Source organism: Kitasatospora sp. NPDC002227, from assembly GCF_040296285.1.
Taxonomy (GTDB): domain Bacteria; phylum Actinomycetota; class Actinomycetes; order Streptomycetales; family Streptomycetaceae; genus Kitasatospora.
In genome coordinates, this window is record NZ_JBEOWY010000029.1 from 30830 (window position 1) to 44167 (window position 13338).

General features: G+C 75.7%; 11 protein-coding genes. 6 read left to right on the forward strand and 5 right to left on the reverse strand.

Translation table 11 applies throughout. From position 1 onward, the window contains the following. Positions 1–30: 30 nt before the first annotated feature. Positions 31–4578, reverse strand: coding sequence for a hypothetical protein (locus ABT095_RS24070; RefSeq protein WP_350531543.1), 4548 nt, complete (start codon positions 4576–4578; stop codon positions 31–33). 168 nt (positions 4579–4746) lie between these two features. Between ABT095_RS24070 and ABT095_RS24075 the strand changes: the two genes are divergently transcribed. Then, entirely contained in the window at positions 4747–4902 is a 156-nt protein-coding gene (locus ABT095_RS24075; RefSeq protein WP_350531544.1) for a hypothetical protein, read from the forward strand. Between the two features lie 14 nt (positions 4903–4916). Beyond that, entirely contained in the window at positions 4917–5516 is a 600-nt protein-coding gene (locus tag ABT095_RS24080; protein ID WP_350531545.1) for a DUF2867 domain-containing protein, read from the forward strand. Here the strand turns inward: ABT095_RS24080 and ABT095_RS24085 are convergent. Both ABT095_RS24085 and ABT095_RS24090 read right to left on the reverse strand, forming a co-directional pair. Continuing rightward, on the reverse strand, positions 5513–6376 hold the full coding sequence (locus tag ABT095_RS24085; RefSeq protein ID WP_350531546.1) for a hypothetical protein: 864 nt from the start codon (positions 6374–6376) through the stop codon (positions 5513–5515). The two genes, ABT095_RS24080 and ABT095_RS24085, sit on opposite strands and share 4 nt — an antisense overlap. 229 nt (positions 6377–6605) lie before the next feature. After that, positions 6606–8168 (reverse strand): hypothetical protein, encoded by a 1563-nt coding sequence (locus ABT095_RS24090; RefSeq protein ID WP_350531547.1) that lies wholly within the window; start codon positions 8166–8168, stop codon positions 6606–6608. Between the two features lie 177 nt (positions 8169–8345). Here ABT095_RS24090 and ABT095_RS24095 point away from each other — a divergent pair, with 177 nt between their 5' ends. From ABT095_RS24095 to ABT095_RS24110, 4 genes are all read left to right on the forward strand, one after another. Next, the gene (locus tag ABT095_RS24095) at positions 8346–8876 is read left to right on the forward strand and encodes a hypothetical protein (protein ID WP_350531548.1); all 531 of its coding nucleotides are present in this window, start codon (positions 8346–8348) and stop codon (positions 8874–8876) included. A gap of 151 nt (positions 8877–9027) precedes the next feature. Then, a complete protein-coding gene (locus tag ABT095_RS24100) occupies positions 9028–9804 on the forward strand; it encodes a LamB/YcsF family protein (RefSeq protein WP_350531549.1) in 777 nt (258 codons plus the stop codon). Continuing rightward, entirely contained in the window at positions 9801–10430 is a 630-nt protein-coding gene (gene pxpB, locus ABT095_RS24105; protein WP_350531550.1) for a 5-oxoprolinase subunit PxpB, read from the forward strand. The genes ABT095_RS24100 and pxpB overlap by 4 nt, the downstream gene beginning before the upstream one ends. A gap of 10 nt (positions 10431–10440) precedes the next feature. After that, positions 10441–11319: a 5-oxoprolinase subunit C family protein gene (locus tag ABT095_RS24110; RefSeq protein ID WP_350531551.1), complete on the forward strand. Its 879-nt coding sequence runs from the start codon at positions 10441–10443 to the stop codon at positions 11317–11319. Here the strand turns inward: ABT095_RS24110 and ABT095_RS24115 are convergent. Both ABT095_RS24115 and ABT095_RS24120 read right to left on the reverse strand, forming a co-directional pair. Further along, positions 11301–12365 (reverse strand): class I SAM-dependent methyltransferase, encoded by a 1065-nt coding sequence (locus ABT095_RS24115; RefSeq protein WP_350531552.1) that lies wholly within the window; start codon positions 12363–12365, stop codon positions 11301–11303. The two genes, ABT095_RS24110 and ABT095_RS24115, sit on opposite strands and share 19 nt — an antisense overlap. Positions 12366–12499: 134 nt before the next feature. Further along, positions 12500–13333, reverse strand: coding sequence for a hypothetical protein (locus ABT095_RS24120; protein ID WP_350531553.1), 834 nt, complete (start codon positions 13331–13333; stop codon positions 12500–12502). Between the last annotated feature and the right edge of the window lie 5 nt (positions 13334–13338).

A 13338-nucleotide genomic window follows, 5' to 3' on the forward strand; every position in this document is an offset into this window, starting at 1 on the left:
AGAGTTCTTCAACTCCCCCCGTTCGCCGCCTCAGTCCGTGGCGGCCTCGGCGGGCCGCTTGAACATCCTGGTCGCGGTGATCTCACCGTGGATCACCGGGCCGTCCGGGTCCTGCGGAGCGGGCAGGCCAGGCCGCAGGTGCTCCTCGACCGAGATGTACTTCAGGCCGGCCCGCAGGTCGGCGTCGTTGCGCAGCCGGATGACCAGCGGGAACTCGGCCAGCGCCGTGGTGTCGAACAGGCCGGTGGTGTAGATCAGCTGGACGCCGAGGGCGTCGGCGACGGCCCGCTGGAGCTCGAGCAGGTAGGTCGCGTTGGCCCGGCCGATCGGGTTGTCCAGGAAGAGCGTGCCGGCGTGCCGCAGCTGCGACTGGCCCCGGTCGTTCGCCCGCAGCGCGGCCATCGTGCAGTAGAGCGCGATGGCCGCAGTGAGCAGCTGGCCGCCGGAGAACACGTCCGACATCTGGCCGACGCTGACCCGCTCGGCGCGCAGCACCGCGTCCGGCTTGAGGATCTCGACGCTGACGCCCTTGGGGCCGATCGCCGCCGCGACGCCGCGCAGCAGCAGCGACATGCCGTCCCGGCGCAGGTCGCTGTTCTTGCGCACGGCCGCGCTGGTGGCTTCGTCGATCACCTCGCCGAGGCGCTCGACCAGCAGGGCGTGGTCCGGGTCCTCGAAGCGGATCCGCAGGAACTCCTGGCCGGACCACTCCCCCAGGCCCTCGGGCAGCCGGGAGAGCCGCTGGGCGGCGCGCAGGGTGGCCAGCGAACTCTCCACCAGGCCGCGCAGGCGGTCCACGATCGAGCCGCGGTTGCGCTCGAGCTGGGCCAGCTCGTCGGTGAGCACCCGCAGCCGGGGCGCGAAGGCGGCGGCCCAGGCGGCGGCGTGGTCGGGCAGGGCGGCGGCCGGCAGCTCGCGGATCTGCTGGCGGGCGGGGGTGCGCACGGCCTCGTACCGGGCCGCGTTGGCGTGCCGGATCAGCCCGTCCGAGGCGTCCCGGACGGCCAGCTCGGCGGCGGTCAGCTCGGCGGCCGCGCCGCGCAGCGTCCGGCGGCTCTCGGCGGCGGCCGAGCGGGCCTCGGGCAGGCTGCCGAGGTAGGGCTCGGTGTTCGGATCGGCGTCCTCGTGGTCGCGCAGACCGTCCCGCAGCTGGGCGGCCGACTCGTCGAAGTCGGCGGCGGCGCTCTGCGCGGCGTCCAGGGTGCGCTGCAGGTCGGCCAGCTCGGTGCGGGCCGTCTCCAGCCGCTCGCGGCGCTCGGCGAGCAGGGTGGTGGCGGTGCGCAGCAGGGCCTGGGCGTGCTCGGGGTCGGTGGGGACGAGCTCCTCGGGCAGCTCGGTGTGCGCCTCGCCGCTCGCGGGGGCCGAGCGCTCGGCCTCGCCGCGCAGGCGGCCGAGCTGCTCGCTGGCGGCGGCGGAGCGGGCCTCGATGGTGGCGACCAGATCCTCCGCGCGCCCGGCGGCGGCCTGGCGGGCCGGGCCGTCGGCGCCGTCGGGGCTGGCCAGCAGCTCCTCGGCGCGGGTGCGCACCTTGTTGGTGAGCCGGTCCAGCTCGGCGGCGGCCGCCGTCTCGTCGCCCTCGGCGCGGGCCTGCTCGGCGCGCAGGTCGGCGCCGACGCCGACCTTCTCGTACAGCTGGGAGGCGGCCCGGTAGGCCTCGCGCAGCGCGGGCAGCGAGGCCGAGGCCGGGTCGTCCGACTCGGGGAGCTCGGTGACGGAGAGCTCGGCGCGCTCGGCCCGCAGGGTGCGGGCGGTGCGGCGGGCGTCGTCGGCGGCGCGCTGGGCGGCGCGGCGGTCCTCGTCGCAGGTGCGGGCGCGCTCGGCGCGGACGGCCTGGCGGCGGTCGCACTCGGTGGCGTCCTCGGCCAGCTCGCGCTGCCGGCGGGTCCAGTTGGCCCGCTCGCGCAGGCGGAAGGCCAGGCCGGCCAGCGCGTCGGCCCGGCGGCGGGTGCGCTGGGCCGCCTCGCGGCGCTCCTCGTGGGCGTACGCGGCCGCCGCGTGGTCGGTCTCGGCCTCGGTGTGCTCGGCGCGCAGCGTGCTCAGCTCGGCGGCGGCGGTCTCGGCCTGGGCGGCGGCGGTGCGGGCGGCCTCGGTCAGCTCGGCCAGGGTGCCGGGCGGGCACTGCTCCTGCCAGGAGGCCAGCCGCGCGGTGAGCGCCCGGTCGGCGCCCAGGCGGGCGGCCAGCTCGCGGATGTGCTCCTCGCGGGCGGTGGCCCGGGCGCGAAGCTCGCGGCGCTCGTCGTCGGCGGCGTGCTCGTCGTGCATGGCCGGGTTCGGCGGCACCAGGAAGAACGGGGGCTCGTCGGCGATCGGGGCGATCAGCGCGGCGGCGGTGCCGACGGCCACGGTGGAACGCGGCAGCAGGGCGGCGGCGCTCAGCGTCTCCCGGGCGCGCTCCAGCGATGCGGGGTCGGTGACCACCACACCGTCCACCAGCTCGGGGCGGGCCGCCAGGATCGCCTCGTGGTCGGCCGGGTCGACGGACTGGGCGAGGTAGCGCCAGCCGGGCAGCGCGGGGATGCCGTGCTCGCCGAGGTACTCGACGGTGGCCAGCACGTCCGGGCCGGGCGGCAGCAGGCCGCCGTCGCCGAGCGCGGCCAGGATCCGGGAGTCGTCGGCGGCGGCGGTGCGCAGGTCGAACAGCGTGCGCTCGGCGGTGGCCACCGAGTTCTCCAGCTGCTCGCGCAGGTCGGCGGCGGTCGTGTCGAGGATCGCGGGGGTGAGCTCGCCGTCCTCGGTGCCCTCGCGGTACGGGGTGAGGCCGAGCAGCTCGGCCAGGCGCGGCTCGGCGGCCAGCTGGGCGGCGGTGCGCTGCTCGGCGGCGAGCGCGCGGTGGGCGTCCTTGTACGCGTCGCTGGCGCGGGCGGCGGCCAGCTCGGCGCGGGCCTCGGCGGCGCCGGTCTCGCGCAGCCGGGCGGCGGCTGCCTCGGCGGCGGCCCGGGCCTGCTCGAGGGCGGCGGTGGCGGCCTGCTCGGCGTCGGAGGCGTGCAGGGCGGCCCGGGCGGGGTCGGGCTCGTCGGTCGATCCGTCGATCCAGCCGGCCTCGACGGCGGCCTGGGTCTCCTGCTCGACCTCGGCCAGGCGCTGGCGCAGGTGGTCGGCCTCGCTGCGGGCCTTCTGGGCGGCGGTCGCGGCGGCGGTGGCCTCGGTGTGGGCGCTGGTGCCGTCCTGCTGCAGCTCCTCGGCGCGCAGCTCCTCCTGGTCGGCCCTGGTCTCGGCGGCCTGGGCGGCCGTCTCCAGGGCGCGGGCCAGGGCCCCGGCGGCGCGCGAGCGGGCGGCGAGCGCCGGGGCGGCGTCCAGCTCGGCCTCCCGGATCGCCTCGGCGACCCGGGTGACGCGGTCGGCGGCGGCGCGGTGGCGCAGGACGGCCTCGGCGGCCTGCCAGGCGGAGTGCAGGGTGCGGGCCTCGGTGAGCTCACGGCGCAGCCCGGCGGCCTCGGCGGTGGCGGCGGCCAGGCCCAGGGTGGCGTGCCGGTGGGTCAGCTCGGCGGTGATCAGCGAGTGCCGGGTGCGGTCGGCCTCGGCGGCGGTGACCGCGCTCGCGGCGGCGGCCACCTCGATGGCCAGGTCATGGGCCCGCTCACGCTCGGCGCCCGCGCGGACGGCCAGGCCCTGGGCCAGGCGGCGGGTGCGGCGCTCGGCGGTGCGGTGGGTCTCGCGGACGGACTCGCGGGCGGCGGTGGCCTCGACGATCCGCTGCAGCAGGTCGAGCGAGCCGGCGGTGAAGTCGCGCTCGGCGGTGAGCTCGGCGCGGCGGCCGAGCTTGGCGGCGAAGCCGTGCACCAGGTCGGCCAGGCCGTCGGTGTCGCGGGTGTCGGTGACGGCGCGCAGCAGCAGGTCGGTGAAGTCGGCGTCGTGCTTGACGGCGAACAGGCCGGCCGCCTCGCCCTCGTCGGCGTTCATCTCGCGCTGGTAGCGGAACAGCTCCGGGTCCAGGCCGAGCTCGCCGAGGTGCTCCGTCCAGCGGTCGTGGCCGTCCTCGAAGACCAGGTCCAGGTACGGGTAGGCCTTGCCGGCCTCGGTGAGGGCGTCGCGGAAGCCCTTCATGGTGCGGCGCCGGCCGCGGGCCTTCTGGTCCGCGAGGCTGACCCGCTCGGCGACCGGCAGCGCGTCCAGCGTCAGGCCGGGGCCCGGCCTGAAGGAGTACCAGGTCTCGGCGAACTTGCGCGGGTCGGAGGAGACCTGGCGGCCGCGCCACTCGCTGACCTTGCCGACCACGATCAGCTCGCCGGTGACGGTGTGCTGCCACTCCAGCGCGACGTGGCCGCAGTCGTCGGCCAGCAGGAACTTGCGCAGCACGCCGGAGCTGGCGCCGCCGAGCGTGTTGCGGTGGCCCGGCAGCATCACCGAGAAGATCAGCTTGAGCAGGACGGACTTGCCGCCGCCGTTCTCCAGGAAGAGCACCCCGGCCGGGGCGGGCCGGCGGGCCGGGCCCTCCGGCTCCTCGCCGAACAGCCCCGGCTGCTGCGGCGCCGGGTCGGCCACCGGCTCGCCGACCCCGCGAAGGTCGAGCACCGTGTCGGCGTAGCGGGCACCGGCAGGTCCGATGGAGTACAGGCGGACCCGGTTGAGCTCGTACACCTTGCGCACTCTTCCTGTTCTCGGTCGACAGGCGGGGGCGCCTGGTCTCACCAGAGGATATCGACTGATTGCCGTGCGTTTTTGACGCTCACGCCCTCCCCCTGGCGAGGGAGGCGGATCGCCGCCAGGTGGGATGACCCCGCGCGGCCCCGCCGACAGGCTGAGGGCATGGACACCAGCCACCACGGACCGCTGCGCCGACGGCTCGGCCTCGCCGCCATCGTCGCCTGCCTGCCGGTGCTCGGGGCCGGTCTGTGGGGGCTGCCGGCTGTGGGCGCCGGACGTCCTTCGCGGCTCCGCGCCGCTGTCCCGCAGACCGTCTGAGAGAGGGTGGGACCATGGCACGACTGACCGAGGCCGCTTACACCGGGCAACCGTGGCGCATCCACGAATTCGCCGCCGACTTCCTGGTCGAGGACGTGTGGTCGTTCCGCACGCCCGGCGCCGGGCCCGGGGACTTCCCCGTGATGCTCGCGGCCCTGCGCACCGCGGGCGGGCTCGCGGAGCAGTCCGCACCCGCGAGGTTCCTGTTCGCCGTCCGCTGGAGGCTCGGCGCACTGCTCGGCTGGGACGAGCGCTCACAGGGCGTCGGTACCCGCGTGGGGTCGCTGCGCGAGCGCCTGCCCGCCGACCTGCGGGACGCTCCGCGCGGGCACGACGACGAGGCGATGCCCCTCGAACCGGTCTACGAGCTGCCCCGGGAGGCGGTTCGCGAGCTGGCGAACAAGACCGTGCACACCCTGATGCACCTCGGCTGGGTCGAGTCCGCCGACGGCGGCTACGAGCTGCGGATGACCGTTCTCGTCAGACCCAACGGCGGCTTCGGGCGGCTGTACATGGCCGCCATCGCGCCCTTCCGCCACCTCGTCGTCTACCCGGCCCTGACCCGGCAGTGGGAACGGGCCTGGCTCGAACGGGAGACGGGCGGGCCGGTCTAGAGCGAGTGGAACGGCAGGCCGGCGTCGGCGACCAGGTCCTCGGTGTGGTCGGCCGGGAGGAGGGTGGCCGAGCCGTCGCTGACCGGGACGACGCCGAGGTCGAGCAGCTCGCCCATCGCGGCGCTGCCCGCGAGGTCGCGGACCTGCAGCTGGTAGCGGGCCGTGGTGCGGTAGGTGCCGCCGGCGTCGTCGGAGGTCTTCTGCAGGAAGCCGGAGTCGACCAGGAAGAGCACCGCCTTGGAGACGATCCCGATGGTCGAGCCGGAGAGGCGGCGGGCGTCCTTGGTGGCACCGGTCGCGCTGCGGCGGGCCCAGACCCGCCAGGCCGCCTCCAGCCCGGGGGCGTCGCTGGCCGGGTCGGTGTTGGCGCCCTCGGCGTCGGCCCGCTCCTCCAGGCGGCGGCAGGCCTGGCGGACGAAGGCGTCGACGCCGTTGACGGTGATCCGGCCCAGGTAGCCGTCGTCGGCCAGGTCCTCCGGGCGGGGGAAGGCCATCGCGGCCACCGCGAGGTGGGCCAGCCCGTGCAGGAACCGGTCGGTCGACTCGCTCGCGGCCCGGCGCGAGTAGTCACCCATCCGGACGGCGAACACCGAGTCCTCGGCGGCGGCCACGGCCATCCCGGCCCGCGGCGACACCTCCAGGACGACCAGGCCCATCCCGGTGGCCACCGCATCCGCGAGGCGGGCGAAGCCCTGGTCCTCGCGGTGGCGGCGGACCAGCTCCGCGTACTCCGCGTCCCGCGCGGGCAGCAGCTTGGCCTGCAGCCCGAAGGAGACCAGCCGCGCGGCATCCGCCACATCGGCGGGCGTCAGCGCAGCCGCCGGCGCGGCGGACTCGGCCTCGGGCTCTGGGTGGATCATCACTACAGGGCTTCCTTAAGTTGCACTATTCAGGGGCGCGGGGAACTGCGCGAGGTCGGAAGAGGCGCCAGTCGCAGGCTAACGCCAGGGATCAGTTGCAACTCCCCCAGGGGCGCGGGGAACTGCGCGAAATCGGGAAGCAGCAGGTCCGCGCCTTCCGCGCTCGCGCACGCGGTTGATCGAGCAGAGCCTCGCGCCCCTGGGGGAGTTGCAACCGGCTCACCTGCCCTCAGCGCGGCGGGGCAAGTGGGTTGGCCGCGCCGTTCCCCGCGCCCCTGGGCTTACCCTCGGTGCGTTCTGCAGCCATCCCGACCGCGTCGAGAAGGGCGCTGCCCACGATCAGGTCGGCGCCGCCGAACTCGGGGTCGTCGAGGCGGGTGCCGTCGTCGACGGCGAAGAGCAGGCGCTCCTCGCCCTGGCGGTAGGCGGTGCCGACCGGCGGGCTGGCGGCGTGGACGGCGAGCAGGGCGACCAGGTAGGGCAGCTCCGGGTCGCTGCGGCGGGCCTCGGCGAGCAGGCCGGACAGGCGGCGGGGGGCGTCGGCCGGGAGGTCGAGCAGCTCCAGGGCGGCCTCCAGCTGGGCTTCCGAGAAGCGGCTGTCGTCCGGGGTGGCGACCAGGTCGGGGTCGGGCAGCTCGGCACCGAGGTGCTCGCGCTCGACCGGCGGGGTGAGCAGCAGGTCGACCAGGTCGGCGACCCGGACGGAGACCGGGGTCCGCAGGCCGATGCCCTGGGCGAAGAAGGCGTCGGTCGGCCTGGTGGCCTGCGCTATCGGCAGACCGAGCACGGGGGCGAGCAGCTGGCCGTAGAGGTCGAGCCCGCTGCGGGCGGTGGGTGCGGCGAAGGCCTGCCGGTCCTGCTCGGCGCGGAACAGCGGGCCGGCCTCCAGGAGCCGGGTCTGCAGCTGGGTGTGCCGCCGGATGCAGTCCTTGACGATGTCGACCAGCTCGGCGGCGCGACGCTTGTGCTCCGTGTCCTCGGCTTCGTCGCGGGCCTTGCGGATGTTGGTGAGGATCGCGTTCTCGTGCCGGTACCGGTCGGCGATGTGGTCGAGCGCCTCGTCGATCATGTCGGGGATGGCCTGCATCCAGTCGACCGCGCGGACGTTGCGCCTGGTCGCCTCCAGGGCGCGGCGCAGCGTCTCGGCGTACTGGACCGTCCGGTAGCGGGCCTGCTCGGCGGCGAGCTGGGCGTCGGCCAGGCGGCCGCGCCGGATCAGCACCTCCAGCTTGACCTCGGCGGCGATCTGCGCAGAGGTGACGTCGGTGTCCAGCGCGCCGACCAGCACGTTGACGGCTTCGTCGGTGGAGCGCAGGTAGACCCCGCCGTCCGGGCCGGGGACTTCCTCGAGCAGCTTGAAGTCGTAGTCGCGGCGCACGTACGTGCCGTCGGCCCCGAAGGTGCCGTACACGGCGCGGAAGCCGCGGTCGACGCTGCCGACGTTGATCAGCGACTCGAGCACCCAGCGGGCGACCCGCTCGTGCTCGGCGCTCGGCCGGCCGGGGTTCTGCGCCGCGACGCGCGGCAGCAGGCGGCCGAGCACTATCTCGCGGTCGGCCCCGGTGTCGAAGTCCATGTTGAGCGTGACCAGGTCGATCACGGCCAGGCCGACCTCGGCCATCGCGTAGGAGGAGTACTCGCCGGCCAGGTTGACCTTGCGGTTCTCCAGATCGTGCAGCGGCGCCGTGCAGGCCAGCGCCTTGAGCCGCCGGGCCAGGCCCTCGTCGGCGGCGGGGCCGGGCGCGGGCCGGGGCACACCGGCGGCTGGGGGATGGTCAGCGATGGCGGTCACGGTGGACAAGATTAGAGGTTCGCGCCGTCAAGGTCCGAAACGAGCCTGCTCGTCCCGGTTGCCACCCAGCGGTGGGCCAATATTGAACACGTTCAGTTCTACGTCTAGAGTCACCCTCGAAGCGGTCGAGGGCCCACCTCCACCGCCAGATCGACATATCGACATGGGGGCGGCGCCATGAGCGCACAGCGAGCAGCCGGCGACGAGGTGGACCTTCGGACGGTCCGCCGCTGGCTCTGGATCTTCATCGTCTGCCTGGTGCTCAGCGGCCTGACGGCCTTCCCGCTCCAGCACGAGACCGAGTGGCTGGCCGACACCCTGGACGGCTCCTTCCTCGCCGACCGCTTCCCCGCCGCCGTCGCCTGGGCGGATCGCGTGCGCGACGGCATCGCCGGCACCGACGAGCGCTACCCCTTCCTCGCGTACGGGACCGACTGGCTGGCCTTCGCCCACCTGGTGATCGCCACCGCCTTCTGGGGGCCGCTGCGCGAACCGGTCCGCAACGTCTGGGTGATCCGCTGGGCCCTGCTCGCCTGCGGCGGGATCATCCCGCTCGCGCTGATCTGCGGACCGCTGCGCGGCATCCCGCTGTACTGGCGGTTTGTCGACATGTCGTTCGGCGTGGTCGGCGCGGTGCCGCTGCTGATCGTGCTCCGGGCCATCCGGCGGCTGGAGGCCGCGAGCAGGTTCGCGGCCGGCCCGGCCTGACGGCTCCTCACCACCCGGGCCGAGAAACGTTCCGCCGGTCGGGGGAGCGCGCGAGGGCCCGCAGGCGCTCCGCACAGGGTCAGTGGCGTGGGCACCTGCGGGCAGGCCCTACCATCACCCCCAGGAGCGTGGCGCGGGAGGCGGGTCTGGCGTGGCCGGTGCGGTGATCGATCTCAATGCGGACCTCGGCGAGGGGTTCGGGCGCTGGACGCTGACCGACGACGAAGCGCTGCTCTCCGTGGTGACCAGCGCCAATGTCGCCTGCGGCTTCCACGCCGGGGACCCGTCCACCATGCGCCGGGTCTGCGCCCTGGCCGCCGAGCGCGGCGTACGGATCGGCGCCCAGGTCTCCTACCGCGACCTGGCCGGCTTCGGCCGCCGCGCGATGGACGTGCCGCCCGAGGAGCTGGCCGACGAGATCGCCTACCAGATCGGCGCCCTGCAGGTCTTCGCCCGCGCGGCCGGCTCCCGGGTCAGCTACGTCAAGCCGCACGGCGCCCTCTACAACCGGGTGGTCGGCGACTCCGAGCAGGCCGAGGCCGTCGTCGCGGGCGTGCTGCGCGCCGGGGCGGTCTGCGACGGCCCGCTGCCGGTGCTCGGCCTGCCCGGTTCGCGGCTGCTGATGGTCGCCGAGGGCGTCGGCCTGCCGGTGGTCACCGAGGCCTTCGCCGACCGCGCCTACACCTGGGCCGGCACGCTCGTCCCGCGCCGTGACCCCGAGGCCGTCGTGCACGACCCCGAGGCGGTGATCGCCCGCGCGGTCGGCCTGGCCCGGGACAGCCAGGTGACGGCCGTCGGCGGCGAACTCGTCTCCGTCCAGGCCCGTTCGCTCTGTGTCCACGGCGACACCCCGGGCGCGGCCCAGCTGGCCTGGCGGGTCCGGGGCGCGCTGGCCTCCGCCGGGGTCCGGGTCGAGGCCTTCGTATGACCGATGCGGACGGGCCTGAGCTCCGGGCGGTCGGGGAGGACGCGCTGCTGGTCGAGCTGGGCTCGGCCGAGCAGGTCGCCGCGCTCTACGCGCAGCTGCTCGACCGGCGGGCGGAGCTGCCCGAGATCGCCGAGGTCGTACCCGCCGCGCGGACCGTCCTGCTCGACGGCGTCGCCGACCGCGCCGCGCTGGCCCGGGCGCTGGCCGGCTGGGAACTGCCCGAGCACCCGCCCGCCGACGGGCCGCTGGTCACCCTGCCGACCGTCTACGACGGGCCGGACCTCGCGGAGGTCGCGGCGCTGTGGGGCGTGTCGCCGGAGGCGGCCGTCCGGATCCACACCGGGGCCGAGTACCGGGTCGCGTTCTGCGGCTTCGCCCCCGGCTTCGGGTACCTCACCGGGCTGGCGCCGCGCTACGAAGTACCCCGGCGGGACAGCCCGCGCAGCTCCGTCCCGGCCGGTTCGGTCGCGCTGGCCGGCCCCTACACCGGCGTCTACCCCCGCTCCTCCCCCGGCGGCTGGCAGCTCCTCGGCCGCACCGTGGTGCCGCTCTGGGACGAACGGCGGGAGCCGGCGGCGCTGCTGACGCCGGGGGTGCGGGTCAGGTTCACGGCGGAGCGGGGCTGAGGGGGCGGGCGTGGAGCTGGTGGTGGAGCGGCCGGGGCCGCTGACGACGGTGCAGGACCAGGGGCGGCGCGGGGTCGCCCACCTCGGCGTGCCCAGGGCCGGGGCGCTGGACGGGCCCGCCCTGGCCGCCGCCAACCGGCTCGTCGGCAACCCGCCCGGGGCCGCCGCGCTGGAGACCACGCTCGGCGGCGTCGCCCTACGGGCCTCGGCGCCGCTGCTGGTCGCGGTGACGGGCGCACCGGCCCCCGTCCGGGTCGGCGGCCGGCCCGCCGCCTGGGGCGCGGCGGTGGCGGTCGGCGCGGGCGAGCTGGTGGAGATCGGGGCGGCGACCCACGGCGTGCGCTCGTACCTGGCGGTGGCCGGCGGGATCGCCGTGCCGGAGGTGTTCGGCAGCAGGTCGGCCGACCTGCTCTCGGGCCTGGGACCCTCCCCGCTGCGCACCGGCGACCGGCTCCCGGTCGGCCCGCCGCCGCCCGCACCCGGCGGCGAGCTCGTCCCGCTCCCCGGCCCGCCGGCCGAACTGTTCCTGCCGCTGCGGCCCGGCCCGCGAGCCGACTGGTTCACCCCGGCGGCGTTCACCGCGCTCGCCCGCGGCCGCTACCGCATCTCCCCCGCGAGCAACCGGATCGCGCTGCGCACCGAGGGCCCGGCCCTCCCCCGGGCCCGCACCGGCGAGCTGCCCAGCGAGGGCATGGTGCTCGGCGCCGTCCAAGTCCCGCCCGACGGCCACCCGGTGATCTTCCTCGCCGACCACCCCACCACCGGCGGCTACCCCGTCATCGGCGTCGTCCCCGCCGCCGCGCTGCCGCTCGCCGCCCAGGCCCGGCCGGGCACGCCACTGCGCTTCACCCTGCTGGGCCGGACGGACGTTCAGCGCCGCGCGAGGTAGTACACGTTGATGATGTCGCCCTCCACCCGCTGGACCTCGACGTTGCCGAAACCCGCCTCCGCCAGCATCCGCAGGGCCGTCTGCTCGCCCCATGCGGTGCCCAGCCCCGCGCCGCCCTCGCTGAGCGAGACGCTCATGCAGTAGAAGGTCGAGAAGACGTAGAGCGCCGGGCAGAGCGGGTGGCCGATGTTCTCCTCCAGCCGGCTCGAGGCCGAGATGTCGGCCATCAGGAAGACGCCGTCCTCCCGCAGCGCACCGGCCACGGCGGCGAGCGTCTCGGCCGGGCGGGCCAGGTCGTGGATGACGTCGAAGGCCGTGATCAGGTCGTAGGCACCGGTGAGCTCCGCGCTGTCCCCGACCTGGAAGTCCGCGTTCGTCAGCCCCCACCCGGCCGCCTCCGCCCGCGCGGCGGCGACCCCCTCCTCGGACCGGTCGAGGCCCAGCAGCCGGGAGGCCGGGAAGGCCCTGGCCAGCACGTTGATCGCGTGGCCCTGGCCGCAGCCGATGTCCACCACGTCGATCCCCGCCCGCAGCCGGTCCGCCAGACCGGGCACCAGCGGCACGATCCCGTCCACCAGCGCGAGGTCGTACACCTCGCCCGACTCCTCGGCCTGGATGGCCTGGAAGCGCGGGTACGCCGAGTACGGCACCCCGGCCCCGGTCCTGAACGCCTCGAGGACCTGCTGCTCGACCTCCGCCAGCATGCTGAGGTCCTGCATGATCCGCGCCAGGTTGTTCGGCCCGGCGGAGCGGCTGAGCGCGGCCGCGTGCTCGGGCGGCAGCGCGTACGTCCCGCGCACCGGCTCGTAGTCGACCACCTCGCCCGTCACCATCGCGCCCAGCCACTCCCGGACGTACCGCTCGTTCAGCCCGGCGGCCCGCGCGATCTCCGCGCTGGTGGCCGGCTCCAGGCCCGCCATCACGTCGAACAGCCCGGTCTCGTGGCCCAATCCCGCCATCAGCCCCAGGCAGGCGTCGTTGATCGTCTGGACCATCCGGCCCGCGAACGCCTCCTGCTTCGCTTCGTCCAGTTCCGCCACAGACATCTCTCACTCCTCCCGCCACCGGACCACCGGCGGAAGGGCGAGGTCGCGTCACGGCCGCGCCCGCCCGGCGAGCAGCCCGATGTGCTGCGCCGCCCCCTCCCTCCAACGTAACCGCCGGGCTCGCGGCAGGCAGCTCAGTCGACGGTCAGCCGGCCGGCCCACCCGCCACTCCACCCGGCCCGCCAGACGGCCCGGCCGGCGTAGGTGAAGCAGCAGGTGACCCCGACGCCCCACTCCTCGGCGTCCTCCCCCTCGTACCGGACGTCCGGGTCGGCGAGGGCGGTGCGGAGTCCTTCGAGCGGGATGACCGTGAAGGCGTCGCTGTCGGCGTCCGGCCGGTGCTGGACCTCGATCCAGCCCTCCCGGACGAACGGAAGCAGCGGCGCGAGCTGCTCGTCCGCCACGGCGAGCCGCTCGGCCTCGCCCACGCCGGGCGGCAGATCCGCCCAGATGCCGTAGGGCCCGGTCAGCATGCCGCTCGCCTCGGTGGCGCAGACCAGCACCTCACGCTGCGGAACGCTCAGTTCGTCCCAGGAGGGCAGCCCGGCGAGCTCCGCGACGGGGTAGACCGCGTCCAGCCACCGCTCGCGAGCGGCCTCGCCGGCCGCGAGGTGGTACCGGTGGCCGTCCTTCGGTCCCCGGAGCCAGACGGCCGGATCGGCGAGCAGCTCGCGCAGCCGCGCCCCGGGCAGCACCGGGTCGGTCTCCGCCGCGGACCAGCCCTGCCGCTCCCGGACGGTTACCAGGCCCTGGTCGGCCAGCGCGAGCGCCGTGGCGGCGGCCTGCGGGGCCAGCTCCAGCTGCTCCTCGGTGGTCCAGCTGCGCAGCGGGGCCTCGGGGCCGCCGGACCAGCGCAGGGCCGTGGCGTAGTGCTGGACGGCACCGGCCAGGGACAGCTGCTCAAGGGCACGGCGCAGCAGCGTCTGTTCGAGGACGGTCAGGGCGGCCCAGGGGCGTCCGTCATGCATGCGCC